Source organism: Flavobacterium sp. B114r (genome assembly GCF_056824125.1).
Genome location: NZ_CP124858.1, coordinates 1,610,253 through 1,636,251, shown reverse-complemented (window position 1 = coordinate 1,636,251; position 25,999 = coordinate 1,610,253). Strand labels below are relative to the sequence as shown.

The 25,999-nt window shown below is 33.6% G+C and carries 20 protein-coding genes; 8 read left to right on the top strand and 12 right to left on the bottom strand.

Annotation, left to right across the window (positions count from 1 at the left end):
• Positions 1–35: 35 nt before the first annotated feature.
• Positions 36–875: an AraC family transcriptional regulator gene (locus QLQ94_RS07260; protein ID WP_271336948.1), complete on the bottom strand. Its 840-nt coding sequence runs from the start codon at positions 873–875 to the stop codon at positions 36–38.
• Between the two features lie 88 nt (positions 876–963).
• Between QLQ94_RS07260 and QLQ94_RS07255 the strand changes: the two genes are divergently transcribed.
• On the top strand, positions 964–2,499 hold the full coding sequence (locus QLQ94_RS07255) for an MFS transporter (protein ID WP_271336947.1): 1,536 nt from the start codon (positions 964–966) through the stop codon (positions 2,497–2,499).
• A 187-nt stretch (positions 2,500–2,686) separates the two neighbouring features.
• Here the strand turns inward: QLQ94_RS07255 and QLQ94_RS07250 are convergent, their stop codons facing one another.
• Positions 2,687–3,466, bottom strand: coding sequence for a DNA/RNA non-specific endonuclease (locus tag QLQ94_RS07250; RefSeq protein WP_271336946.1), 780 nt, complete (start codon positions 3,464–3,466; stop codon positions 2,687–2,689).
• A gap of 96 nt (positions 3,467–3,562) precedes the next feature.
• Positions 3,563–5,749 (bottom strand): carboxy terminal-processing peptidase, encoded by a 2,187-nt coding sequence (locus QLQ94_RS07245; protein WP_271336945.1) that lies wholly within the window; start codon positions 5,747–5,749, stop codon positions 3,563–3,565.
• 212 nt (positions 5,750–5,961) lie between these two features.
• On the opposite strand from QLQ94_RS07245, the gene surE reads away from it, so the two are divergent.
• From surE to QLQ94_RS07220, 5 genes are all read left to right on the top strand, one after another.
• A complete protein-coding gene (surE, locus tag QLQ94_RS07240) occupies positions 5,962–6,741 on the top strand; it encodes a 5'/3'-nucleotidase SurE (RefSeq protein WP_271336944.1) in 780 nt (259 codons plus the stop codon).
• Positions 6,734–7,006, top strand: coding sequence for a hypothetical protein (locus tag QLQ94_RS07235; protein ID WP_271336943.1), 273 nt, complete (start codon positions 6,734–6,736; stop codon positions 7,004–7,006). Before surE ends, QLQ94_RS07235 begins: the two co-directional genes overlap by 8 nt.
• Before the next feature lie 67 nt (positions 7,007–7,073).
• Complete coding sequence (gene lpxB, locus QLQ94_RS07230) at positions 7,074–8,192, top strand: lipid-A-disaccharide synthase (protein WP_271336942.1); 1,119 nt, start codon at positions 7,074–7,076, stop codon at positions 8,190–8,192.
• A 12-nt stretch (positions 8,193–8,204) separates the two neighbouring features.
• Entirely contained in the window at positions 8,205–8,690 is a 486-nt protein-coding gene (locus QLQ94_RS07225) for a C40 family peptidase (protein ID WP_271336941.1), read from the top strand.
• Positions 8,691–8,748: 58 nt separating this feature from the next.
• Positions 8,749–10,770, top strand: coding sequence for a ComEC/Rec2 family competence protein (locus QLQ94_RS07220; protein WP_271336940.1), 2,022 nt, complete (start codon positions 8,749–8,751; stop codon positions 10,768–10,770).
• Positions 10,771–10,784: 14 nt separating this feature from the next.
• On the opposite strand, the gene QLQ94_RS07215 is transcribed toward QLQ94_RS07220, so the two are convergent.
• The 8 genes from QLQ94_RS07215 to QLQ94_RS07180 all read right to left on the bottom strand — a co-directional run bounded on the left by QLQ94_RS07215 (position 10,785) and on the right by QLQ94_RS07180 (position 21,206).
• Complete coding sequence (locus tag QLQ94_RS07215; protein ID WP_427402117.1) at positions 10,785–11,234, bottom strand: thioredoxin family protein; 450 nt, start codon at positions 11,232–11,234, stop codon at positions 10,785–10,787.
• 267 nt (positions 11,235–11,501) lie between these two features.
• Entirely contained in the window at positions 11,502–11,948 is a 447-nt protein-coding gene (locus QLQ94_RS07210; protein ID WP_271336938.1) for a thioredoxin domain-containing protein, read from the bottom strand.
• 273 nt (positions 11,949–12,221) lie between these two features.
• Positions 12,222–12,674, bottom strand: a complete 453-nt coding sequence (locus QLQ94_RS07205) for a thioredoxin family protein (RefSeq protein ID WP_271336937.1) — start codon at positions 12,672–12,674, stop codon at positions 12,222–12,224.
• A gap of 890 nt (positions 12,675–13,564) precedes the next feature.
• The gene (locus tag QLQ94_RS07200) at positions 13,565–14,032 is read right to left on the bottom strand and encodes a thioredoxin family protein (protein ID WP_271336360.1); all 468 of its coding nucleotides are present in this window, start codon (positions 14,030–14,032) and stop codon (positions 13,565–13,567) included.
• A 53-nt stretch (positions 14,033–14,085) separates the two neighbouring features.
• Entirely contained in the window at positions 14,086–15,570 is a 1,485-nt protein-coding gene (locus QLQ94_RS07195) for a peptide MFS transporter (RefSeq protein ID WP_427402074.1), read from the bottom strand.
• 14 nt (positions 15,571–15,584) lie between these two features.
• Positions 15,585–17,243, bottom strand: a complete 1,659-nt coding sequence (locus QLQ94_RS07190) for a peptide MFS transporter (protein ID WP_271336358.1) — start codon at positions 17,241–17,243, stop codon at positions 15,585–15,587.
• Positions 17,244–17,321: 78 nt separating this feature from the next.
• The gene (locus QLQ94_RS07185) at positions 17,322–18,998 is read right to left on the bottom strand and encodes a peptide MFS transporter (protein ID WP_271336357.1); all 1,677 of its coding nucleotides are present in this window, start codon (positions 18,996–18,998) and stop codon (positions 17,322–17,324) included.
• A 36-nt stretch (positions 18,999–19,034) separates the two neighbouring features.
• On the bottom strand, positions 19,035–21,206 hold the full coding sequence (locus QLQ94_RS07180; RefSeq protein WP_271336356.1) for a S9 family peptidase: 2,172 nt from the start codon (positions 21,204–21,206) through the stop codon (positions 19,035–19,037).
• A gap of 182 nt (positions 21,207–21,388) precedes the next feature.
• On the opposite strand from QLQ94_RS07180, the gene QLQ94_RS07175 reads away from it, so the two are divergent.
• Both QLQ94_RS07175 and QLQ94_RS07170 read left to right on the top strand, forming a co-directional pair.
• A complete protein-coding gene (locus tag QLQ94_RS07175) occupies positions 21,389–22,702 on the top strand; it encodes a hydroxymethylglutaryl-CoA reductase, degradative (RefSeq protein ID WP_271336355.1) in 1,314 nt (437 codons plus the stop codon).
• Between the two features lie 119 nt (positions 22,703–22,821).
• Entirely contained in the window at positions 22,822–23,739 is a 918-nt protein-coding gene (locus QLQ94_RS07170; protein WP_271336354.1) for a GYDIA family GHMP kinase, read from the top strand.
• Between the two features lie 133 nt (positions 23,740–23,872).
• Here the strand turns inward: QLQ94_RS07170 and QLQ94_RS07165 are convergent, their stop codons facing one another.
• Complete coding sequence (locus QLQ94_RS07165; protein WP_271336353.1) at positions 23,873–25,972, bottom strand: peptidylprolyl isomerase; 2,100 nt, start codon at positions 25,970–25,972, stop codon at positions 23,873–23,875.
• Between the last annotated feature and the right edge of the window lie 27 nt (positions 25,973–25,999).

Below are 25,999 nucleotides of genomic sequence, written 5' to 3'. Positions count from 1 at the left end.
TCTTCGGCTTTTTTTGTATCCATTTAGAGCGAAAATTAAGCCAACAGAATCTTAGCTTTTCGATATCCTGTGAGGCTTATATTTCTATGTTTCTTGAAAAATTTATTGAGATGGCTTTCGTCAGAAAAACCAAATTCATCTACAATTTCATTGATCCTCATATCGCTAAAACTTAAGCGGTGCTCTATTAATCTTATTTTATAATTGGAGACAAAAGACTGGATCGTTTCGCCACAATGATTTTTAAAATAACTTCCTAAATAGGAATCTGATATATCAAATTTCTCTGCTATAACGGAGACCTTTATTTTTTGAGGACAGAAAATATTAGCCTGAATATAATTGATGATTTCAAGAATTCTTTTATCAGCACTTTCTTTTATTCCCAGTGGTTTTATTTTTGCAATGTTTCTTGCGGCAATTACAATTAGCGCATTTACATAGTGAATTATTAAATCCTCATCATAAATATCTTTGCTGTTTATAACATGTACTAACGATTCTGATATTGAACTGACAAGAAACTCGTCTTCTTTTCTATTCAAAATACAGCCTGACAAATGCGTTGCATAATGCAACAAACATTCGATATGATCAATACTTTTAGACCTGTACTCTTTTACATATTCGCTATTAAGCTTTACCAACAAAAACTCAGTTGTATTTGTAATATCAAATGTGTGATAGTCATTTGGAGTAAGCAACATCAGATTCCCTGTTTGATAAGAAATACAATTGCCGTTGATATGAAGAAATCCATTTCCTGAAATAACATATACCAATTGAAAGAAACTAAATTGTGAATTTACAATTGGGCATTCATCTACTTTTTTATAAAGCACTTCGACAGATTGATGCATGTTTTCTTTTCTCATCCTGCAAAGATACCTTTTTATAACAAAATAGTACTGAAATAACATCTTATAGCAGTTTATTTTTGCCAAACATAAAACAACATAAGAAATGGAGCAAAAAATTTCCTCAACCAAAAACACAATTGCCTTAATCGCCATTTGCCTGGCTACATTAATGTTTTCTCTCGAAATCTCAAGTGTTCCCGTAATACTCCCAACATTAGAAAAAGTACTAAAAGCGAACCTTAGAGACATGCAATGGATCATGAATATTTATACTATTGGCTGTACTACGGTTCTAATGGCCGCAGGAACTCTTGCTGATCGATATGGCCGAAAACGCATTCTTATAATAACCTTAATTTTATTTGGGATTTCTTCTTTAGCTTGCGGTCTCGCTCAAAATATAACGTTTCTGGTTATTAGCCGTTTTTTTCAGGGAGTAAGCGGCGGGGCAATGTTAATTTGTCAGGTAGCCACTTTATCCCATCAATTTCAGGAAGGAAAGGAACGCAGCAGGGCATTTAGTATCTGGGGAATTATTCTTGGTGTCGGATTAGGGTTCGGACCTATTATTGGCGGATCAATAATAGCATTATTATCGTGGGAATGGGTCTTTCTAATTCATTTTCCCATTGCTATTCTTGCCGTGGCTTTGGTTTACGGTTATGTAGACGAGTCTAAGGATTCTCATGCTAAAAAAATCGACATTTGGGGTATGATTACCTTGTCGGCAGCTATTTTTGGCTTAATTTATTTTATTACACAAGGACCGGATCTAGGTTTCACAAGCCCAATAGCTTTGGGCAGTATAATTGTTGCAGCAATAAGTTTTATCTTATTTATATGGGTCGAAAAAACAAATGAATATCCCATGTTTGATTTTTCTGTATTCAAAATACGTGATTTTTCGGGCGCAATCATGGGTTCTATAGGAATGAATTTCAGCTTCTGGCCCTTTATAATTTATTTGCCTATTTATTTTCAAACCTATTTAGGATATGATGTGGTCTCAGTAGGACTTTCTTTGCTTGCCTACACGCTGCCTACTTTAATCATTCCTCCATTTGCCGAATATTTTTCGGTTCGATATCGTTCAGGAATCGTAATTCCATTTGGCCTTTTTATATTAGGATTAGGGTTTATTTTGATGCGATATGGTATGATTGCAGACAATCCAAGTTGGGTTACAATGCTTCCGGGTTCTTTGATGGCCGGTATTGGACTTGGTTTTACTAATACTCCGGTGACCAATACCACCACAGGTTCAGTTTCGAGTAATCGGGCTGGTATGGCATCCGGTATCGATATGAGCGCAAGAATGATTGCACTATCTATTAACATTGCATTAATGGGCTTTATTCTGGTCGAGGGAATTTATTCTTATCTGAATGCTGCTTTTGCAGGATCTCTTAATAAAACAGCCTTGCACACTATTGCAGAAAAAGTGGCAGCCGGAAACTTTTCGTCCCTGAATCAGGATTTTCCGGAATTGAATATCTTAGACTCTTCCGGATCTGTTTTACATGCAGCTCTTGCCCATGGTTTTGAGATGGTATTATTGTACGGAGGAATTGGTGTCTGGATTTTAGCCTTATTAAGTTATATGCTATTTAACCCGGGAAAAGCACAAAAAAACTTGTAATTTTCCAATTCTGATGACTGTTCCAATAGCTACTATTATAGACAAAAATATTATAAACACCAATTGTAAGAACTTGCACAAAGTTTAATTACGCTAACTTAGTTTGTGACATTATTTTACCAACTAATTCGTGTTTATTTTGCGCTAAATATCTTTAGTAATGAGTTCTTATGAAAGCAGCGCTATCCTAAAAATCCTTACTGTCTTTTAAGTTTTTTAAATTGGGAAAGAAATCAATTCCTGTCATTTTTTCTAAAGTCTCAATTGGAACTACAAAATCATAAAGCGATTTCTTGCTGTCCTCATTTGGAATCAAAAAAGCAATCGCTTTATGCTCTTTTCCCGTTTTAGCGAGGACAATTTTATAAAAATATTTAGGAACAGCTACTTTTTCTGTTCCTATTTTTTTATCTGAATCTTTCAGAATCCCTCCTGTTACTACATAAATATCATTGTATTTATCTGCCCAATAGCGTGTTTTTTGCTCCAGTCTATTCCAGATTCCGCTATTAAAATCATGATCCTGAGGTGAAATATTTGAAGTATAAAAGGTATCATTATAAGCATTCTGATCAAATTCCATGTCGCCGGCAGGACAAAGATGTCCTTTATCATAGCCTGAATTTTTGTAATTTCTCCAATCTGCAGAACGTGTTGTTACCTTTGGATCTTCAATAAAATAAGGACGTTTGTAATTTGAATTTTTCAGGTATTCTTTCTTTAATTCATAAGCAACCCATTCAGCCTGCTCAAACTTTTCATTATAAGAAAGTGTATAATATTGATGTTTTACAATTTGTCTGGTTGTAGAACTTGGCAGATAGGCAAATGTATACAGTGAGTCTGTACTATTTTGACCGGAAACAAAACCAGATTCCTTTTCCTGAATCATAACATTATCACTCATTTCTTTTTTGCATGACAATAATGCAAAGACCATCAAACCTAAAACAATACAATTCCTCATTTATCCGTATTTAATTTTGAGTTAAACTTACAAAAAAAACGCTCCAAAAAGCAGTACTTTTTGAAGCGTTTTCTAACAAATTAATCCTTTAAAGAATTAAGATTTTACTAATTTATCCTTTTTCATTTTAGGAGAAACAGATCCTTTTGCGACACCACCTTTAGATTGCAAATCATCTAAAACATTCAATGCCTCTTCTACATAAATATCTTTAGACAATGACTGATGCCATGCATCTCTTTTTTCTTTTAAGCTCGCATCACTTTTCATTTCAAGTTCTTCGTATGGCAAAGATTTAAAAACCAGATCATTTTTATAATCTGAAATTGGTTTGTATTTTTTACCTTCTTTTTCAACTTGCTCCTGAGTTGCTTTAAAGCTATTGATATTTAAGCTGTAAGTGTTCTCTTTGTTTTTAACATCGATCCATTTTGCATTGTCTTCAATTAATTTGAATTGTGCATTTTGAGCGATTCTATTCTTACTATTGCCAATTGCTTTAGCAAAATTCTCATTCGATTTCCACGTAGTATAATCCGCTGGATCAATCTTATCCCATGGCATAGCATTTTCATTATCACGCTCTCCCATTTTTAGGTAAGCATAACGATCCGGCATAACAACATCACTATGAACACCCTCTAATTGAGTTGAACCTCCGTTGATTCTGTAAAACTTTTGTCCTGTAATTTTCAATGCTCCCAAATCACCATAATTGGCATTACGAACGAATTGATTTAAATCCAGAACATTTTGCACAGTTCCTTTTCCGTAAGTTTGTTTACTACCAATGATCACACCTCTTTTGTAATCCTGAATTGCAGCAGCCAAAATCTCTGATGCCGAAGCTGAGAAGCTGTTTACCATAATTACTAATGGTCCGTCCCACTCGATTTTTTTATCTTTATCGTATAAAACTTCTTTCTTTTTACCTGCTGATTTTACCTGAACAATTGGTCCGTCTTCAATAAATAAACCTGCAATATCAACCACTGTAGATAAAGATCCACCTCCGTCATCACGAACGTCAAGTACAATACCGCTGATATCTTCTTTTTTCAATCTCTCAACTTCAAGAGCGATATCTTTTCCTGCATCACGACCGTCTTTATTTTCAAAATCGATATAAAATTTAGGTAAATAAATCACACCATATTTCAATCCGTTTCTTTCTACAATACTAGATTTAGCATAGGTTTCTTCAATTTCGACAATATCTCTGACAATCGAAATTACTTTGATAGTTCCGTCTACTTTTTTAACTGTTAGTTTTACTTCTGTTCCTTTGTGACCTTTAATTTTTTTCACAACATCATCCAGACGCATCCCTACAACATCTACAGGCTCTTCGTTTCCTTGCGCTACTTTCAAGATTAAATCTCCTGCTTCCAGTTGTTTTCCTTTCCAGGCTGGTCCGCCGGAAATTAACTCATCTATTTGAGTGAAATCATTTTTCTTGGTTAATCTTGCTCCGATACCTTCTAGTTTTCCACTGATATTTACATCAAAACGATCTTTTTCTTCCGGAGCAAAATAACTTGTATGCGGATCAAAACGACTCATAATTGAGTTTACATATACAGAAAACCAATCTTCTTTATTAAGATCTTTAATAAGGCTAAAGTTATCATCTAATGATTTTAAAGAACTATCACGAGTTTCTTTTTCCAGAGTCTCGAAAGATTTTTCCTTATAATTAGGATCTGCTTTCTTTTTATCTTCTTCTAGTTTTTGCTTCGTTACAAGTGAAGAAAGTGTCGACAATTTAATTTGTTTTCTCCATCTTTCATTAATCTCTGTCGCATTTTTTGCATAAGGCAGCTTATCATAATCAGCATTGAAAGTTTCATCAACATCATAATTAAATGGCTGAGCTAAAATCGTTTTATAACGTTTTTTGCTTTCTTCCATACGTTTCATCAATCTTGTGTAAGTAAGATTGAAAAACGTTAAATCCTTATTCAAAAACTGATCATCTAATTGCAGCTCATATTGCTTAAACTCATCAATATCAGACTGTAAGAAGAATCTTTTTGAAGGATCCAGTGCATTTACGTAATCTTTAAAAATTCCTTTAGAAAATTCATCATTTATTTCCGCAGGACTATAATGTCCTTTTTCAATAACAAATGCAAGTAATTCTAAAAGTGTTTTATCTCTGTTCGGGTCCGGATCAACTGACTTATCTGCATTAATTTTAAAAGCAAATAAGGTTAAAGACAAGCATAATACGGCTATAAGTATTTTATAATTTCTTTTCATAAACTTAATAATAGCATTCATCAAATTTTTTAATCTAAGTTAACTGTAAAAACTATGTCAACTTGCCAAGTTCACTATAATTTTTTGTTAAAGATATAAAAATGTTTGACGCTCAAAAGTCTTCTTGAATTTAGTTTACAATTTTTACTTATTTGTTAGTATTCTACTAAAATCTGTTACTACATTTGTTTTTATAAGTCTTAATTTTGACAAATCAGAATAAATATCACAGCATGAAAAATGAAAAACCCCTAATATTAGTAACCAATGATGATGGTATCTTAGCACCCGGAATCAGGGCTCTGATAAGTGTTATGGAAACTATTGGAGAGGTAGTTGTAGTAGCTCCGGACAAACCTCAAAGCGCAATGGGTCATGCAATTACCATAAACAACACTTTATTTCTTGACAAAATTTCGAAAGAAGAAGATCCTATAACCGAATACAGCTGCTCAGGAACTCCTGTTGATTGTGTAAAACTGGCAGTAAATGAAATCCTAAAAAGAAAACCTGATCTATGTGTCTCAGGTATTAATCACGGTACAAATTCTTCTATAAATGTAATTTATTCCGGAACCATGAGTGCTGCTGTCGAGGCAGGAATAGAAGGAATTCAGGCCATTGGATTCTCCCTTTTAGACTTTGACTGGAATGCTGATTTTGAACAAATAAAATCATTCGTAAAAAAAATCACTTTGGAAACGCTTAAAAACAAGCTTCCTCCGGGTGTTGTTCTGAACGTTAATTTCCCGAAACTAAAAGAAGAAGAGATTAAGGGAATCAAAATTTGCCGTCAGGCGAAAGCGTACTATGCACAGAAATTCGACAAGCGCCAAACACCTCACGGTAAAGATTATTACTGGCTTACAGGCAAATTTACTAACGAAGACCAAGGTGAAGATACTGATGAATGGGCTTTAGAAAATGGTTATATTTCTGTAGTTCCGGTGCAATTTGACCTAACGGCACATCATTCTATGCAACTCCTTAATACATGGAACTTAAATGAGTAAGAAAGACATCCTTATTGGTTTTATCATCGGGATTTTTACTGCATTATTAGGCAGTTATTTATTTGTTGCTTTTTTTACAAAGTTTGACATCTCTACAGGAATTCAAACCATAAAACAGCAAGGATACATGGGAAAAGTAATCACTATAGGAACAGTATTGGATCTTGCGGTTTTTGGAATTCTGTTAAAAAGAAATGAGGAACTCATGGCAAGAGGTGTTGTTCTTGCAGTGATTGTTCTTGCAATTTCTACTTTATTTATTTAAATCTTATCTTTGCTATGCAAAAAAATGTTGTGTTTGATTATTGGAGCACACTTTCAAGAAAATTTATATGAAATATTACATAATAGCTGGCGAAGCTTCCGGAGATCTGCATGGTTCTAATTTAATGAAAGCTTTATATGAGGAAGATCCTCAGGCTGATATTAGATTTTGGGGAGGTGATTTAATGCAAAAAGCCGGAGGAACTTTAGTAAAACACTATCGTGAATTGGCATTTATGGGTTTTATTGAAGTGATTTTTAATCTGAAAACCATTTTAAACAATATCAAAATTTGCAAAAAAGACATTCTGGAATTTCAACCTGATGTTTTGATTTTTATTGATTATCCGGGATTCAATATGCGTATTGCAAAATGGGCCAAGGAATTAAATTATAAAACTCATTATTATATTTCACCTCAAATTTGGGCCTGGAAGGAAAACCGAATTAAAGCGATCAAACATGACGTTGATAAAATGTTTGTGATTTTACCTTTCGAAAAAAGCTTCTATGAGGACAAACATCATTTTCCTGTAGAATTCGTTGGGCATCCATTAATTGATGCTATTCAGAATCAGCCGCCTTTTGATGAAGCTACTTTTAGAAAAGAAAACCAGTTAGGCGAAAAACCTATTATTGCGGTTTTGCCCGGAAGCCGAAAACAGGAAATTACCAAAATGCTGAGTGTCATGCTAAGTGTTGTCGATGATTTTCAGGATTATGAATTTGTAATCGCAGGAGCTCCTAGTCAGGATTTTGAGTTTTACCAACAATTTATCAGCAATAAAAACATTAAGTTCATTTCGAATAAAACCTATGATTTATTGCGTTCTTCGACTGCGGCTTTGGTAACTTCAGGAACTGCAACTCTTGAAACGGCTCTTTTTAAAGTTCCGGAAGTAGTTTGTTATAAAGGAAGTACTATTTCTTATCAAATTGCAAAACGTATTATTACTCTAAAATACATCTCTCTGGTGAATTTAATCATGGACGAGGAGGTTGTAACTGAATTGATTCAGAGCGATTGCAATACAAAACGAATCAAAGAAGAATTACAAAAATTACTGGAACCGAATTATCGCGAAAAACTGCTTAAGAATTATGATATCCTTGAGCAAAAATTAGGCGGAGTTGGTGCAAGCAAAAAAACGGCGAAACTTATTGTTGCTGATTTAAAACAAGTTTAAAGATTTTTTGGTTTGAAAAAAATATACATCTTACTCCTTTTATCAGTGCTTTTTGCTTCTTGTAAATCGACTTCGACTGCTGTGAGCAAAAAAGAGTCGAAAAAAGAGAACAAATACGTGGTAAACAATTTGATCAGCAAAGCCACAGATAATATTGGTGTTCGCTATAAAGCTGGCGGAACAACAAGAAATGGCTATGATTGTTCCGGTTTAGTATATACTACATTTGAGTCTGAAAATATTAAATTGCCAAGACCTTCTTATGAACAGGCAAAGGTTGGAAAAATAATCAAATTCAGCGATGCTCAAAAAGGTGATTTGATCTTTTTTAAAACCAACAGAAGTAAACAAATCAATCATGTTGGCCTTATTGTCGAAGTCAATTCTACCGAAATAAAATTTGTGCATTCTTCTACTTCAAAAGGAGTCATTATTTCGTCTACTAAAGAAGCCTATTATCAAAATTCATATGTACAGATTAACAGGGTTATCGAATAGATTGCCTTAAAAATAAAATATAATTCTTTTCTTACAAAATATTTAATACTTTTAGCAAATGAAAGTATTAGATTTTCCTTTAACAAAAATTACAATTTGGTTTCTTATCGGTATTTTATTTTGTTACTACTGTCAACCGTCAATATATGTTGTCCTTCCAGTATTTAGTATTGGTTTAATTATTTTTTTACTTTCTTATTTTACGATTAAAAGAAATAAAAACCTGAATATCCTTTTTGGTTCAAGCACTTATTTCATTTCTTTCTTCGTGGGTATTTTAACTTTATTACTGCACACTAATTCCCTTCAGAAATCCAATTACATTCATTGCAAAAAAGCCTTCGAAACGCCACAATTTATAACCTTTACATTACGGGAAAAACTCAAAAGCAACTCCTATAGCGACCGCTTTACTGCAGTAATAAACACGATTAACAATCAGGCTTATTCCGGCAAAATAATTGTCAACATACAAAAAGACAGCCTTAAAAACCCAATTATAGGAAGCGTCATAAAAGTAAAAACTACATTACAGCAAAACACTTCAAACAAAAATCCAAACCAATTTGACTACAGTAAATATCTGGCCAACAAGCAAATTTATGCTCAGGTTTATATTAACAAAGCTGAAATTACAATTAATAAAAAACTCAAAAAAGATATTTGGTACTACTCCGGCAAACTTCATTCCCGAATAGTCCGCAATCTTGAAAAGGCCAAATTCAACAAAGAAGAAATGAATGTAGCATTGGCTCTTATCCTGGGACAGCAACAAGAAATTGCGTCAGATATTATTCAGGATTACCAATATTCAGGAGCGACTCACATACTTTCGGTTTCAGGATTGCATGTGGGATTTATCATGATTTTTATCAATTTTATTTTAAAACCAATTCCAAATACACGAAAAGGCTCCCTAATAAAACTGCTTTCTATTTTATTATCTCTCACAACTTTTGCTGTAATTTCAGGATTATCTCCGTCTGTTTTACGTTCTGTCGTAATGTTTTCGTTTCTGGCAATAGGCAACCATTTGCGACGAAGCGGAAGTATTTATCATACCTTATTAGTTTCTATGTTGCTAATATTACTTTTTGAACCTTATTTTTTATTTGATGTTGGTTTTCAGCTGAGTTATCTTGCGTTATTTTTTATTGTCTGGCTGCAGCCTGTATTAAAAAAAATATGGACTCCTAAAAACAAAATCCAAATAACGATCTGGAATGCACTTACCGTTTCATTTGCTGCTCAGATAGGCACTCTGCCGTTATGCTTGTACTATTTTCATCAATTTCCGGGCTTATTTTTTGTTACCAATATTATTATAATTCCACTTTTATCCTTTATAATGATTGCGGGAATCATCGTAATGCTTATTGCCATTTACTGTTCTCCGCCAATATTATTAATTGAAATTTTCGAAAAAAGCATTTATCTTTTAAACAAAACAATTCACATTGTAGCATCGTTTGAATGGTTTGTTATACGAGATATTAGTTTTAATTCTTATTATCTGCTGACTCTTTATTTAGTGATTATCTCAGCTGTAATCTGGAGTAAAAAACCAACGTACAGCAAATTAGTATTCTTACTAATCACAATAGTTTCGTTACAGGCTTCTTTGATCTGCACAAAAAAAGAAATCGAAAACGGAAATGAATTAATTGTATACAACACAAAGAAAAACACACTGATTTCAAAACGAAAAGGCAAAGAAATCACTGTCTTTACAAAAGACACTTTTTCTAAAAATAACGCTTTGAATTCTTATTTAGTTGGAAATTTCAGTAAAATAAAATCCACTAAAAGAATTAAAAACACTTTATTCTACAACGGAAAAAAGATTTTTGTAATCGATAGTTCAGGAACTTACGAAAGTAAAATTCAACCTGATATTTTGATACTAACCCAATCACCGAAAATAAACTTAGAACGCATTTTAGAAGATTTACATCCCAAAATTATAATTGCCGATGCTTCAAATTCATATGCTATCCAGAAAATATGGAAAACGACCTGCCTGAAAAATAACACCCCTTTTCACGCTACAAATGAAAAGGGATTTTATAAATTAAACTAAATTGAAATTTGCTTTTATTCGCCAAGCAATATTATTTTAGCGTCAGAGATCCATTGTTTTACTCCTCCAACTTTATAACTGAGCAGTCCCAGTTTGTCGATTCTTGGCCTGTTTTTTCTAATAAATGCTGCAGCAAGACACACTTGCGGCAACTCTTCGATACCCAAAGCTTCTTTTAATCTAATATTTTGTTCTTTCTCTTCATCAGATATTGAAGAATCTGACAAATCGAGCCTCAATAAAACAACATTTTTACCTGACCAGTCCAGAAAATCTGATGTTTCGAAAACTTCGCTTTGTATGCTTTTAGAAATACCATTTGCAGTAAAAAAAATCAACAAGGGCTTTCTTTGCTCATCGCTCATTTTGATTGCATCATTCATATTTGTTTTCCAAACCAAATTTTGCGAATGAACTAAAAATGAACCTAAAAAAAATAGCAGGACAAGTAATTTTTTAATCATATGAGGCTTTTTTAAATTACATTTATTTAGCCAATTTAACACAAATGATACTAAAAATTAATATTTATTAATTAAAAATGCTAAAAAAGACACACAAATACAGATTAAACAATAAATCCATAGGTTTTTAATTGTTTAATAAAAAATCAAGCTTTATTTTATAAAGTTCTGACTAACAATCAAAAAAAGAGATTAAAATAAAAAATCCCTTTTTGCTTAAACTACAAAAAGGGGTCTTTTAGATTAAAGGAGTTTAACTTAAATTATTTATGGATTCAGGATCGAATTTGCATCTGCTATCCACACTTTTGCCCCTCCTTGTCTATAAGGAATCAAACCCATATTATTAAAAGTTGTCTTTCCCTTTCTGACAGAAGCCAATAAAAGGCATACCTGTGGCAATTCGTCAATACCCAAAGCATTTTTTAATTTCACATTTTGTTCTTTTACAACATCAGATGCTGCAGCATCAGATAAATCCAGTTTGACTAAAATAACATTGTCGCGTGACCAGACTGCAAAATCCGGTGTTGCAAAAATTTCGCTCTGGATTCTTGTCGAAATACCGGTAGCAGTAAAAAAAATCAATAATGGTCGTTTTTGTGTATCACTTGCCACGATAGCATCATTCATATCTGTTTTCCAAACTAAGTTTTGTGAATGCAGAAAAAATGAGCCTAAAAATAAGAGTAGAATAAGTAGTTTTTGGGTCATATTAAATTGGTTTTAAGTAGGTTTACGCGACTAAATTAACATAATATCCTCACCAAACAAGCTATATTCAAACACAAAATACATAAAAAACAACAAAAACAGCAATACAATAATAAAACACTAATTTTTTAAGAAAACTAAAAAATAATCCGTTTTAAATAGCTAAACTCCTAATTAACTTGCTGAAACAGACCTATAAAAAAATATCCCTTTCCGTTTAAAAAACGAAAAGGGAATCTACAAATTAAACTAAGAAACTTAATTTAAATTTTATTATTCACTTGGGTGCAAAATTGCATTTGATTCTGCTATCCAAGCTTTTGCGCCGCCTGGTTTGTAAGCAATTTTTCCTAATGCACTAAATGTTGTTTTACTTTTTCGAATCGAAGCACTTGCAAAACAAACTTCCGGCAGGTCCTGAACACCAAAAGCATTTTTTAATTTGATATTCTGATCTTTATCACTTTGATCTGCGTTAGGATCTGATAAATCCAGTTTAACAAGGACTACATTATCACGGGACCATACGGCAAAATCCGGGGTTTTAAAGATTTCGTTTTGAAGATTTTCGGGTACACCTGAGGCAGTGAATAAAATTAACATTGGTCTTCTTAATTCATTACTTATTGCAATAGCATCAGTCATGTTTGTTCTCCAAACTAAGTTTTGCGAATGCAGAAAGAATGAACCTAAAAAAAATAGTAGGATAAGTAATTTTTTAGTCATAATATAATTGGTCTTGGTTAGTATAGCATGACGAAATTAACATATTATTTTAATTTTCCAATTTTTATTAATACAAAAAATATATTATATGTTTTTTTTAATACAATAAAATATTAAAATCCTAAAACAGCACAAAACATTGAATAACTTTTCTTACTAATCGGATAGGAGCCTAGGGATTAATTCCCTAGGCGACCTTCCACACCACCCGGCATACGGATCCGTACCAAGGCGGTTCTTAATTTACGATACATTTTAAGATAGATACCTAACCTAAAGTACTTCCGTGAGGTTGTTTTCAGTTATCCCAATAAAGGTCTGCACTCCCTGGTAGCTGTCGGATTCCGTCCTATCCTTTCCAAGGTAGTTATCAAATTACTTGATATTTTCTGCATTCGTGCCTTCATAGGTAACATTCATTTACTACTCACTTAATTAAGTTCAGTCCTTCGGTACTCATTTACAGTACCTACTATGACCTCTGCTGACTTCTTATAGCAATTGTTATCCATAAGTGCTTTTCTTAAAAAAAAACTCCCCCTATGTCTATAAGACCTCCCCAGGTAAGAACGACAACTTTCCTCTCATATACCTGCTATATTTACCATGATGTTTCCGTACAGTTTTGGACTTCAGTTTGTGTTGCAACCTTATCCAAACATCTTTGGCCTTTTATATAGTTTCTGTTCGTCAGGTCAAGAGTTTGCCTACTGCTTCCTTCAGATTCCACCTCGCGATGGACACCCTTGCATTCAGCTAACACTTCCCACTGTAAAGGCGTGTTCGGGACTTACACCCTAGAGTTATCGCCCATGCTGGGCACACAACAAAAAAGCTCCCTGTGAGAACACAGGGAGCTTTTGCAAAAATATTGTTGTATAATATACTTCTTAAGATTTCTTTGGATGAACAATTCCTTCAGCAACTGTTAACCAAGCAGATGGACCTCCCGCAACATAACCTGTTTGCCCAAGCCCTTTAAAATTGACTTTACCATCTTTTGCTTCAGCGCTGGTAAAATAAACGGTTGGAAATCCCTGAATTCCGAAAGCTTGCTGCAATTCGTTATTTTGATTTTTAATCTCAGGCGTTTGCGGTGTTCTTCTAGGATAATCCAGCTCAACTAAAATAACATTTTCTTTGGCCCATTTAGTAAATTCCGGTGTTTTCAACACTTCATTCTGCAAACGAATGCACCATCCGCACCAATCACTTCCGGTAAAAAACATTAACATTGGCTTTTGCTCTTTATTACTTACAGTAATCGCCTCTCTTACATCAGTGTACCATTTTAACTCTTGCGCTTGTGTTGCAAAAGCTCCAACTAAAAACAATGTTATTAAGTATATCTTTTTCATGATCCTTTTAATTTTTGACAAATTTAAACAAAAAAAGAATTGTAAAATGTCGTCTATTTTACTTCTTGCATTAATTTTCTAATAAATGGCGAAATTGCCAACAAAACCAATCCCGCAATAAGCGAATAAATTGCCAGTTGATAATACCCTTCTGTATACGATTGCAGCTTAGAAACTAAAGTATCTCCTGTATTTGATCTGGAAATTTCTGCCCCAAGTTTACCTGCAGCCAATTGCCCAAAAGCACTTGCCAGGAACCATAATCCCATCATCATCCCAAAGAGTCTTTTTGGAGAAAGTTTGGTAATAATCGACATTCCGATTGGCCCCAAACAAAGCTCACCAATAGTAGTTATCAAATAGGCAAACGTAAATACATTCAATGAAGTAATACCTTTTACGTCTGCAAAGAATTTAGTAAGATAGAAGATATAGAAAGAAGCCGCGAGGAACAAAAATCCAATTCCGAATTTAATCAAAGTATTAGGTTCAATTTTTCGCTTGCCTAACCAGATCCATAACAAACCAATAAGCGGACTCAAAACTACTACAAAAAAAGTATTTGAGCTGTTATTGACAACATTGGGATCAATTGTAAAAAACAATAACTGATCATTTAGATTGTCTTTTGCAAAAAGCGACAATGATCCGCCACTTTGTTCGTAAATAGAATTAAACAAGAAATAGAAAAACACAAACAGAAATGCTGCAAAAAGCTTCTTTTGTAATTTAGCATCTCCCAATTTAAACAATTCATATGCGAAATATGAAACGGCAATTGTACCAATAGTATACATGAAATAATCTGTATACTTAGTATTCTTAACCATTATAAAAATAAAAGGCAAACTCAAAATCGACGCAGCATACACTGCTATTTCACGAATTCTTCTCTTATTGACATCTAAGTGTAATAATGGAGAATCACCAATTGGCCCTAAATGCTTTTTAGTAAACAAAAAGGTAATCAAACCTAAAAACATTACAATTGCAGCTGATAAAAAGCACAATTGCCACGAATAGAATTTCCCTAAATAAACACATAAAGCACCACCAAAAAGTCCGCCTACATTTATTCCGGCATAGAACATTCCGTAACCGGCATCTCTACGACCGTCGTTTTCATGATACAATTCTCCAACCATCGAAGAAACATTTGGCTTAAAAAAACCAGTTCCTATAATCGAAAAAGCAATTCCGTAATAAAAGAAATCATGAGGGGCAATAGCAATCAAAAGATTCCCTAAAATCATAACGATTCCACCAAAAAATAATGACTTTTTAAACCCCAGAACTTTATCAGCAAAAATACCACCAATAAAAGTAAAAGCATATACAAAAGCCTGAATAGCTCCATATTGCTCACTGGCATGATCTTCTTTCAAAAAAAGCTGATCTACCATAAAAATAACAAGAACACCACGCATTCCATAAAAACAAAAACGCTCCCACATTTCAACAAAAAACAAATACCACAATTGTTTCGGGTAATTGCCTTTAAAATTTTGAATCTCCTCTAAAGTGATCTTCTGCTCCATTTATTTATAAATAATTAATTAATTCCTTTTTCTTTCATCACCTTGTTAAGCTGTTTCACCAAACCAAACATTAGTACAGTTGCAAACATTAACAGTGCAAAATTTACCCAGAAGAAGTTGGCTTTATTATCGTACGTATCCCACATACTGGCCAAAACTCCACTCAACTTATTCCCTATCGAAGTCGACAAAAACCAACCTCCCATCATTAAGGAAGTGATATTAACAGGGCTTAACTTTGAGACTACTGATAATCCCATTGGACTCAGGAATAGTTCCCCGATTGTTATGATTCCATAATTTGCCACCAGCCACCAGGCACTCACCTTTTCTGCTCCATCATGACCAATTTCTACAGCTGCTACCATGACCAAAACAGACAACGCCGAAATTAACAAACCAAAAGCAATTTTCGTAGGTGTCGAGGGTTCTTTTTTTCTGGATCGCAAAAATGAGAAAAACGCAACAATCAAAGGTGTTAATATAATTACCCAGGCCGGATTGATTGACTGACTCAAATTAGTTGCCCAAAGATGCACTTTAGCCCCTTCTTCAGGTAATTTCTCCGGAGCAACATTTCTAAAATATAATGGATAATTTACCTCTGTCTCTACGACTCCATTTACTTTTTGTAAACGAAACTGATGATCATAAAGCTCTGTGGACTCTTTTTTATATTCGACTTCTTTTGCTAATTTTAGTTTACCAACTACCTGACCGGCTGTCCCGGTTACTTCTCTGTCAGTATAACGATCTGCCCAGGTAGTAAGTGCCGAACCATTGAGCTTAAATACAGCCCAAAATAAAATCACTACGCCAAAAATAGCCAGCAGAGCACCAATTGGCCTCTTATCTTCTACTTTGGCTTTAAAATAAAGTGAACCATAAAAGAAAACAATCGGAATACAGGCAAAAATAAAAGCATCTGTACTATCTGAACCAAAGATATAACTGTCTAAATTAGTTTCTGAAGCAACACCTTTTATCAACCAGCCTATTACTCCAAAAACAACAGAAGGCAATAAAATAAACAGGATAATTTTATAAAACGGCATATCTCCTTCCTGAACTCCTTTTTTCTGATCGTAGCCTACATAATGTTTTGTACCTAATAAAAATACAATAACACCTATGAACATACCAACACCAGCAGCCATAAAAGCCCAATGCCACCCTAAAAGGATCTGCAATGCAGCACCAAAGAAATTACAAATAAAAGCGCCAACATTAATTCCCATATAGAAAATATTGTAGCCTTCGTCTTTTTTATCTTTATACTCTTCTTTAGAATAAAAACTTCCTAATAAGGTTGAAATATTGGGTTTAAAAAAACCATTTCCTATAATTACCAAAGTCATGGCAATATAAAGCACCGTTATATCATGTACTCCCATTAAGAAGTAACCAATACCCATTAAAATCCCACCAAAAACAATAGACTTTCTATAACCTAAATACCTGTCAGCAACAAGACCGCCAATAAAAGGAGTTAAAAAAACCAATGCTATAAAAGTTCCATATAAATCAGAAGCTTCTTTCTCGGTCATGGCAAAACCATCCTTTACGTCCTTGAGATATAAAGTAAAGATTCCGATCATTAAATAGTAACCAAAACGCTCCCACATTTCAGATAAAAACAAAAAAGGCAGTGCTTTTGGGTGTTTTTTCCACATAACTATAAACTCTTTTAAAATTAAAATTACCTATAAGTCTAAACCTATAGGTAATTTTTTACATATCATTATTATCATTTATCGCACACCGTGCATCATTTTTTTCAGGAATGGAGTTAAAGCAAATAATACAATTGCCGCGATACCTGTAAGGACAACAAATACCATAAAAAACTCATATAAATTATGGATTTCAAATCCTGCAAAAAAGTGATTGTGAGCGCTAATCTGATGCTGATCTAATAAAGCTAACTGCTCTGCAGTTGGTACAATTTTATTATCTAAAACTCCCTGAAGATCAATTCCTAATTCTTTTGCTTTTGCAAATTTATCACCAGTTGCAGGCAAGATAGAACCTAAAGTTCCTCCTAAAGCATAACCTGATGCATTCGACAAGAAGAATACGCCATATAATAAAGAAGAAAAACGTTTTGGAGATAATTTACCTACTAATGATAAACCAATTGGTGATAAACACAACTCAGCACATGTATTTAAGAAATACAATAAGATCAACCATTTTACCAATAATAATCCTGAAGTTCCGATATACGAAACCTGTGTAGCGATCATAAAGAAACTAATAGAAATTACAACTAAACCAACGGCTAATTTTACCGGAGAAATAGGTTCTTTACCTTTAGCTCTTAAAGTATCCCAAAGTATACTGAAAGGAACTGCTAACATAACTACGAACAATCCATTAAAAATCTGAACCATTGAAGGTGGCATCAACCAGCCAAAGAAATTTCTGTCTGTTTGATTATCCGCAATAAAAGTTAATGACGAACCTGCTTGTTCAAAAGCTGCCCAGAAGAAGATAATAAAGAATGAAACGATATAGATAACTATAATTCTGTCTCTTTCGATTTTAGTTAAAGAAGTATCTGAGATAATTAATCCGGCCAATGATAAACCACTTGAGTAAATCAGTGTATAGATTAAATTCTGACCTACAACATAATGAAAAAAGAATCCTAAAGCGATAAATGCAATTCCTGCAATGACCAAAGCTTTATTAGAAAAATTAGCTTTTTGCGCTTCTCCTTCTTCAAAATCAGAAGCATCGTTTTTAGAAGGTAAACCTCCTAATGGTTTTCCTTCCGGAGTAACCACATATTTATTTTTTAAAAAGTAAAAAAGGATCGTTCCTAAAAACATCGCAACAGAAGCCGCCATAAATCCCCATCTAAAAGCATGGATATCTCTAATTCCTCCTACATCTTTAACATCACCTAACAAAGGACAAATAGACTGACCTAAAAAAGCCCCAATGTTAATACCCATATAGAAAATAGTGAAGGCACTATCTAATTTTGTTTTTTCCTGTTTAGGATATAAACTCCCCACCATACTGGAAATATTTGGCTTGAAGAATCCGTTACCAAAAACAATAACCCCTAACGCAGAATACATGATGATTTTTGCCAAACCAAGATTTGAATCAAAAAGACTACCACTTGTAAACAATAACAATTGCCCAACTGCCATCATCAATCCGCCTAATAAAATACAGTTTCTGTTACCTAAAAAACGATCGGCTACAAAACCACCTAACATTGGCGTTAGATAACACAACCCAAGGAAACCACCATAAATCAAAGATGCTTCTTCTTCCTTCATCAATAATGAATTCACAAGAAATAAAGTTAATAAAGCCCGCATTCCATAGAAATTGAATCGCTCCCACATCTCCGTTCCAAACAATACCCAAAGCCCTTTTGGATGCGCAGTTTTTACTTGAGTTTCTCCCATTTTATTCATTATTTGTTTTTGGTTTAAAGTTTTAGATTATAAATTTTCCTTGATAAAGTTAGTCATTTTATTGTAAAGCTGAATTCTGGTTGCCCCCCCGTAAATACCATGATTTTTATCCGGATATATCTGAGAATCAAATTGTTTGTTCGCCTGAATCAACGCTTCCATCATTTGCATAGAGTTCTGTACATGAACGTTGTCATCGCCTGATCCGTGAATCAATAAAAACTTACCTTTTAATTTATCAACGTGATTTATTGGAGAATTTTGATCGTATCCGCTTGCATTTTCCTGTGGAGTCGTCATGTATCTTTCTGTATAAACACTGTCATAAAAACGCCAGTTGGTTACCGGAGCAACAGCAATAGCCATTTTAAACACATCATTTCCCTGAAAAATACAGTTTGAAGCCATAAAACCACCATAGCTCCATCCGAAGATTCCAATTCTTGAAGCATCAACATAAGGATAAGCACCAATTACTTTTGCAGCATCGATCTGATCTTCTACTTCGTATTTCCCTAATTCTTTTTGAGTTACTTTTTTGAAATCAGCACCTTTGAAACCAGTTCCTCTACCATCTACACAAGCTACAATATAACCTTGTTGTGTTAATGAAGCAAACCAGTAATCATCACTATTATTCCAATCATTGTTTACTTGTTGAGATCCCGGACCAGAATATTGGTACATGAAAACAGGATATTTTTTAGAAGGGTCAAAGTCTTTCGGTTTCAAAATCCACGCATTAAGCTCGTTTCCTTTTGCCGTTTTTAAAACGAAAAATTCTTTTGTTGGTAAATTATAAGCCACTAATTTAGCTGAAAGTGCCTGATTGTTTTCGATTACCTGAATTTCTTTTCCTGTTTTTGACTCATTTAAAGTATAAGTCGTAGGCTGAGATGCACTTGAGAAAGTAGTAATAAAAAATTGGAAATTAGGACTGAAAGTCGCAGCACTAGTTCCTGTTTTAGAAGTTAAACGTACTTTATTTTTTCCGTCTAAAGCAATTCTGTAGATATCTCTGTTGATCGAACCATTTTCTGTAGATTGATAGAAAATAGTTTTTGTTTTTTCGTCGAAACCGTAGTAAGATACTACTTCCCAGTTTCCTTTTGTAACCTGATTTTTAAGTTTTCCGGTTTTGTCATATACATAAATATGATTAAAACCGTCTTTTTCGCTTGTCCAGATAAAGCTATTATCTTTTAAGAAAGTCAAATTGTCTGTAACATCGACATATGCTTTATCTTTTTCATTGAGAACCACTTTTGCAGTTGCCGTAGTTCCATCTACAAATAATAAATCAAGATTATCCTGATGACGGTTTAAAACCTGAGCTGATAATACATTATTATCATTTGTCCATTGTAATCTTGCAATATAAAAGTCATTGTAATTTCCTAAATTAACTTTTTTAGCCGCACTACCTGCTACATCATATATATGTAATGAAACTTCTGAATTTTTTTCTCCCGCTTTCGGATATTTAAAGGTTTCGATTGTTGGATATAAATCTTTATGAAACATTGACATCGAAAATTCAGGAACCTGACTTTCGTCAAAACGAATATAAGCTAGTTTTTTACTGTCTTTACTCCAGTCAAAAGCCCGGACAAATGCAAATTCTTCTTCATAAACCCAATCCGTGATACCATTAATGATGGCATTTTTCTTTCCGTCAGTTGTAACAGCGGTCGATTTTTTAGAAGCTACATCATAAACATATAAATTATTTTCTCTTGCATATGCAATTTTGGTTCCATCAGGAGAGAACGTTGGCTCCTGAACCTGAAAATCAAAAAGTTTCGTTAGTGACTTAGTCGTTATATCGTATAAAAAATAATCTGCCGTAAAAGAGTGACGAAAGATTTTATTTGTATTACATGCAATCAGGATCTTTTTTTCAGAAGCATCAAAAGTATAGCTGTCAATTCCTTCAGCAAGCGCCTTATGATTCTTAGTATCGATTAAATTAGACACTTTTTTGAGGGTTGCAAAATCATATAAATCAATCTGCATACTTCTACTTGCCTGATCTACATTTAAAACCGTATATTGATCTGTATTTTTTAGCGATTGCAATTCATCCATTCCTTTCGCCCTAAATACACCACTATAAATATTTTCGACAGTAATTTTCTGTTGACCAAAAACGGTAGCAACTAAAAACAAAAGTATTACAGTAATTTTACCTGATTTCATTAGAATTATTTTAAATATAAAAAAGAGCCCAATTTTAGTAAAAAAAATGAACATAATACACATTTTAAGTGTTAAATGTTAAAAAAAATAACGTTTGCGTATTTTCCAAATTTCAAATACATTGCAAACAAAACTCTTAAAATGGTATCTTTGCCGCAACTTTATTATTTAAAATACTGAGAATGAACAACGCTGTTGCCGGATTTTCTAAATTATCCAAAAAAGAAAAAACAAACTGGATCGCCAATACTTATTTTTCAAAGCCTGAAGAAGCACTAAATATTATAAGAAATTACTGGAATTCAGACGAGAAGCTACAACAATTGCATGATGAATTCATAGAGAACACGATTTCAAATTTATATATTCCACTTGGGGTTGCCCCTAATTTCCTAATTAACGGAAAATATAAAACTATCCCAATGGCTATTGAGGAGAGTTCTGTGGTTGCTGCAGCATCAAAAGCAGCAAAATACTGGTCTACACGAGGAGGTTTTAAAGCAACCGTAATTGACACTGAAAAAATTGGTCAGGTGCATTTTACTTTTAATGGAGACGCAGAAAAACTGCAGTCTTTCTTTGAGCAAATAAAACCAAAATTTTTCTCTGACACACAAAGCATTACCAAAAACATGCAACAACGTGGCGGTGGCATTTTAGACATCAAACTTAAAGACAAAAGAAGCCTGCTTGAAAATTACTTTCAGCTCCATGCTACTTTCGAAACTAAAGACAGTATGGGTGCAAATTTCATAAATTCCTGCCTGGAGCAATTTGCAACAACTTTGAAAGATGAATTTCAAAATTCTGATTTATTTTCAGAAGACGAAACCTTAAAAATTGTCATGAGCATTTTATCAAATTATGTCCCAAATTGTATTGTAAGAGCTGAAGTTTCCTGCCCTATTGAAGATTTAACAGAGAAACACATTCCAAATCCACAAGAATTTGCAGAACGATTTCTACAAGCCGTTCAGATTGCCGAAGTGGAACCTTTTAGAGCCGTAACTCATAATAAAGGAATCATGAACGGAGTTGACGCCGTAATTCTGGCAACCGGAAATGATTTTAGAGCAGTTGAAGCCGGAGTTCATGCGTATGCTTCAAAAAATGGTCAATACGCCAGTTTATCTCATGCTAAAATCGAAAACGGAATTTTTACTTTCTGGCTTGAAATACCTTTAGCATTAGGAACTGTTGGAGGATTAACCTCTTTACATCCTTTAGTAAAACTTTGTTTTGAAATACTCGAAAAACCTTCAGCAAAAGAATTAATGGAGATTGTAGCTGTTGCAGGTCTGGCACAAAATTTTGCCGCTTTGCGTTCGCTAACAACAACCGGAATTCAGGAAGGTCACATGAAAATGCACTTAAACAATATCATTAACCAATTTGAAGCCAATGAAGAAGAACGTCGTTTAATTAAATCTTATTTTAAGAAAAATGCCGTATCTCATAGCGCTGTAGTTGAATTTATTGAGAATCTAAGAAAATAACACAATTTATAAATTCCAAATTATTAAATCTTTAAATAAATTCTAAATTCCAACAATAAGTGGAATTTGGAATTTTATCCCGAAGCTTTGGGATTGGAATTTATGTGAAACATACATGCATGAAAACAACCTTTTACAGTAACGGAAAACTTTTAATTACAGGCGAATATTTAGTCTTAGATGGCGCCAAAGCTTTTGCATTACCTACTAAATTTGGACAAAATTTAATTGTAGAGAATGCCTCAAATGAGGAAATTCAGTGGAAAAGCTATGATTTTGATGAACACCTTTGGTACGAAGACACTATTTCTTTTACTGAGATCATCAATAATACAGATACAAAAGCCGAAACTGTAAAGACAACTTTGGTACAAATTCTACATGAAGCCTATCTTCTAAATCCCGATTTTATAAGCAAGTCTGACGGATATAAAATCAGCACACAACTTACATTCCCAAAAAACTGGGGATTAGGAACGTCTTCTACTTTATTGAACAACATTGCTCAATGGACGAACATCGATGCGTTTACACTCTTAAAAAATAGTTTTGGAGGCAGTGGTTACGACATTGCCTGTGCACAAAACGACACTCCTATTATATACCGCTTAGAAGAGAACTTACCTCTAGTGGAATCTGTAAGCTTTAATCCGGATTTTACCCAAGACATTTATTTCGTTTACCTTAATAAAAAGCAAAATAGCAAAACAGCGATAAATGGTTATTACAACAATAAAAATCAAAATTTAGCGCACAATATCATTGACAACAATAAAATTACTGAGGCGGTTTTAAATGCAAAAACACTAAAGGAATTTGCGAATGCTTTGGAAAAACATGAAATCCATTTGAGTACTATTCTAAAAGTGAAAACGATTAAAGAAGCTGCTTTTCCTGATTTTGATGGCGTCATAAAAAGCCTTGGAGCCTGGGGAGGAGATTTTGTCATGGTAATTTCAAAAGAAAACCCAACGACATATTTTGCTTCAAAAGGATACGAAACCATTCTTACCTATAATGAAATGATATTGAATTAGACAGTAAAAACTATCTGTCTCTTCAAATTTTCAAAACATTCAAGAGCGTTAACAAAAAATACAACTCATAAAAAAACCCGAAACATTCATTAGAACGTTTCGGGTTTTATATTTAACCTTTATTTACTAAAAACTAGTAATTAAATTGTAATCTGTTATCTTCAATCTTAGCATTGCTTTTTAAAGCCGGTAAAATTCTACTTGCATCATTTGCGCTTTGAGCTTTTACTTTAGCAACATACTCAGCATGGTTTGTAAGAGCAGGTGCTTTTACAGTACTAATATTTTTTACCACATAAACTCCTGTATTTCCTTCAATTGGAGCAGAGATTTTATTTGGAGTTAATGCAAATGCATTACCAACAACTCTAGGCTCTTGTCCAACTCCACCAGATAAAACAGGATTCTCCATAGTAACATCAGCCGCTTGTTGAACTGCTACACCAGCGCTTTTAGCAATAGCTTCTATTGTAGCACCTGTCATTTTAGCTTTTAGCATTTCAGCTTTTTTCTTATTTTTCAAGATTGACTCAACATATGGTCTTGCTACTGTTACAGAAACTAAACCAGATTTGTTCTCACTTTTGTATTGAGCAATTACGTGTCCAATATTAGCGATCTCAAAACGTTTTACGTCTCCAACACTAGTTTCTTTATCATAAGCCCATCTCACGATGTTACGTTGGTTTCCTAGAGGACCAAATGCTTCATCCATAGCTTTTGCAGTTACAGGAGGAGCAACTTTTAAACCTAATTCTTTTGCTGTTGCATTGAAATCTTTCTTTGCAGCATCCATTTCAAATTTAGTTGCTAATGTAAATACTTTATCAGAAGTAGCTTCAGATGGCTCAATTTTCTGAGCAATTGTAGCTAAACGAATTCCGTCTTGTTTATCAGTAATTTTGATAATGTGAAATCCAAAAGGAGTTTCTACTAAACCAACTTTTCCTATTGGGTTATTGAATACAAAATCATTGAATGGTTTTACCATTTGGTTTGGACCAAAATATCCTAAATCACCACCTTGTTGTGCAGATGAATCATCAGAGCTTGTAAAAGCCAACATCATGAAACTATCCGGATTTGCCTGAACCTGAGCAAGAATTTCTTCTGCTTTAGCTTTAGCTTCTTCTTTTGTTCTTTTTTCTTTTTGGTTTGGAGTTTGAGATCCTTCATAACCAATTAAGATATGACTTGCTTTTGCATTAACACCTGCTTTAAATCCTAAAGATTTAGAAATAGCATAGTATCTTCCAAAAACGTATGGTCCGTATATTGCTCCGGCAGGTAAACTGAATAATTTATCAGCATCGATAGCAGGTAAAGCATTTTTAGGCACATAAGTTGAATCGTAAGGAACATCAGAGTTTGAGTTTACAAATTCAGCAATGTTAGTTGCATTTCTAAAACCTGGCAAAGTATCATTTTTACCTGTTTTTGCGTTGTACTCTACTCTTCCGTTTAATAAAGCAGTGATTTTTGCTTTAATTTCAGCTTCGTCTTCTTTTGAAGCTTTGTCTTCTACTAAAACATATTGAATTTCACGAGTTGCATCCGCTTTGAATTTCTTCTCGTTTTTCTTCATATAATCTACAATTTCTGAATCAGAAATTTTTACATCGCTATCTTTTATAGAAGAATATAATGCAGCAGCATAAGCAAAGTTTACTTTGTTAGCTTCCATTTCATATTTCAACTTTCCTTCACTAGCTGTAGTATAAAGACCTGCTTTTACTAATGTGCTGTAGATTTGGAATTTTGCATTTAATTCAGCATCTTTTTCTTTTTCAGAGATATATTGTGCTGCCTCAGGATTAGCTTTAAAGTATTCTTTAAATTTAGCTACATCAAAAGCTCCGGCTGCATTTAAAAACATTGGGTTTTTACCAATATTCGGATCTGATTTTAAAACTTCAAGTAAGTGTTTCTCACCAACTCTTAATCCTAATTTATCAAACTGAGATGATAATAATGCGATCGAAACCTCTTGATCCCAAACTCTGTTTGCAGCTTCAGTGGAAGTAATTCCTTGACCACTTTTTTCAGCATTACTAACTTTAACTCTAAAGTCTTCAAATGAAATATCTTTTCCGTCGATGCTTCCTACATCCTTTGCACTAGATCCTCCACCTTTAGAGGTAAAGATACCTTCTATTATAAATGCAAATAATGCAAGTGCAATAACACCTATCAATAAAGCCGAACGTTGTCTAATTTTTGCTAAAACTGCCATTTTTATTATCGTTAATTTTATATTCAG

What these genes read in the sequence shown, in the direction of transcription:
- QLQ94_RS07260 (WP_271336948.1), bottom strand. Translation starts at nt 875, where the DNA reads ATGAGAAAAGAAAACATGCATCAATCTGTCGAAGTGCTTTATAAAAAA.
- QLQ94_RS07255 (WP_271336947.1), top strand. Translation starts at nt 964, where the DNA reads ATGGAGCAAAAAATTTCCTCAACCAAAAACACAATTGCCTTAATCGCC.
- QLQ94_RS07250 (WP_271336946.1), bottom strand. Translation starts at nt 3,466, where the DNA reads ATGAGGAATTGTATTGTTTTAGGTTTGATGGTCTTTGCATTATTGTCA.
- QLQ94_RS07245 (WP_271336945.1), bottom strand. Translation starts at nt 5,749, where the DNA reads ATGAATGCTATTATTAAGTTTATGAAAAGAAATTATAAAATACTTATA.
- surE (WP_271336944.1), top strand. Translation starts at nt 5,962, where the DNA reads ATGAAAAATGAAAAACCCCTAATATTAGTAACCAATGATGATGGTATC.
- QLQ94_RS07235 (WP_271336943.1), top strand. Translation starts at nt 6,734, where the DNA reads ATGAGTAAGAAAGACATCCTTATTGGTTTTATCATCGGGATTTTTACT.
- lpxB (WP_271336942.1), top strand. Translation starts at nt 7,074, where the DNA reads ATGAAATATTACATAATAGCTGGCGAAGCTTCCGGAGATCTGCATGGT.
- QLQ94_RS07220 (WP_271336940.1), top strand. Translation starts at nt 8,749, where the DNA reads ATGAAAGTATTAGATTTTCCTTTAACAAAAATTACAATTTGGTTTCTT.
- QLQ94_RS07215 (WP_427402117.1), bottom strand. Translation starts at nt 11,234, where the DNA reads ATGATTAAAAAATTACTTGTCCTGCTATTTTTTTTAGGTTCATTTTTA.
- QLQ94_RS07210 (WP_271336938.1), bottom strand. Translation starts at nt 11,948, where the DNA reads ATGACCCAAAAACTACTTATTCTACTCTTATTTTTAGGCTCATTTTTT.
- QLQ94_RS07205 (WP_271336937.1), bottom strand. Translation starts at nt 12,674, where the DNA reads ATGACTAAAAAATTACTTATCCTACTATTTTTTTTAGGTTCATTCTTT.
- QLQ94_RS07200 (WP_271336360.1), bottom strand. Translation starts at nt 14,032, where the DNA reads ATGAAAAAGATATACTTAATAACATTGTTTTTAGTTGGAGCTTTTGCA.
- QLQ94_RS07195 (WP_427402074.1), bottom strand. Translation starts at nt 15,570, where the DNA reads ATGGAGCAGAAGATCACTTTAGAGGAGATTCAAAATTTTAAAGGCAAT.
- QLQ94_RS07190 (WP_271336358.1), bottom strand. Translation starts at nt 17,243, where the DNA reads ATGTGGAAAAAACACCCAAAAGCACTGCCTTTTTTGTTTTTATCTGAA.
- QLQ94_RS07185 (WP_271336357.1), bottom strand. Translation starts at nt 18,998, where the DNA reads ATGGGAGAAACTCAAGTAAAAACTGCGCATCCAAAAGGGCTTTGGGTA.
- QLQ94_RS07180 (WP_271336356.1), bottom strand. Translation starts at nt 21,206, where the DNA reads ATGAAATCAGGTAAAATTACTGTAATACTTTTGTTTTTAGTTGCTACC.
- QLQ94_RS07175 (WP_271336355.1), top strand. Translation starts at nt 21,389, where the DNA reads ATGAACAACGCTGTTGCCGGATTTTCTAAATTATCCAAAAAAGAAAAA.
- QLQ94_RS07170 (WP_271336354.1), top strand. Translation starts at nt 22,822, where the DNA reads ATGAAAACAACCTTTTACAGTAACGGAAAACTTTTAATTACAGGCGAA.
- QLQ94_RS07165 (WP_271336353.1), bottom strand. Translation starts at nt 25,972, where the DNA reads ATGGCAGTTTTAGCAAAAATTAGACAACGTTCGGCTTTATTGATAGGT.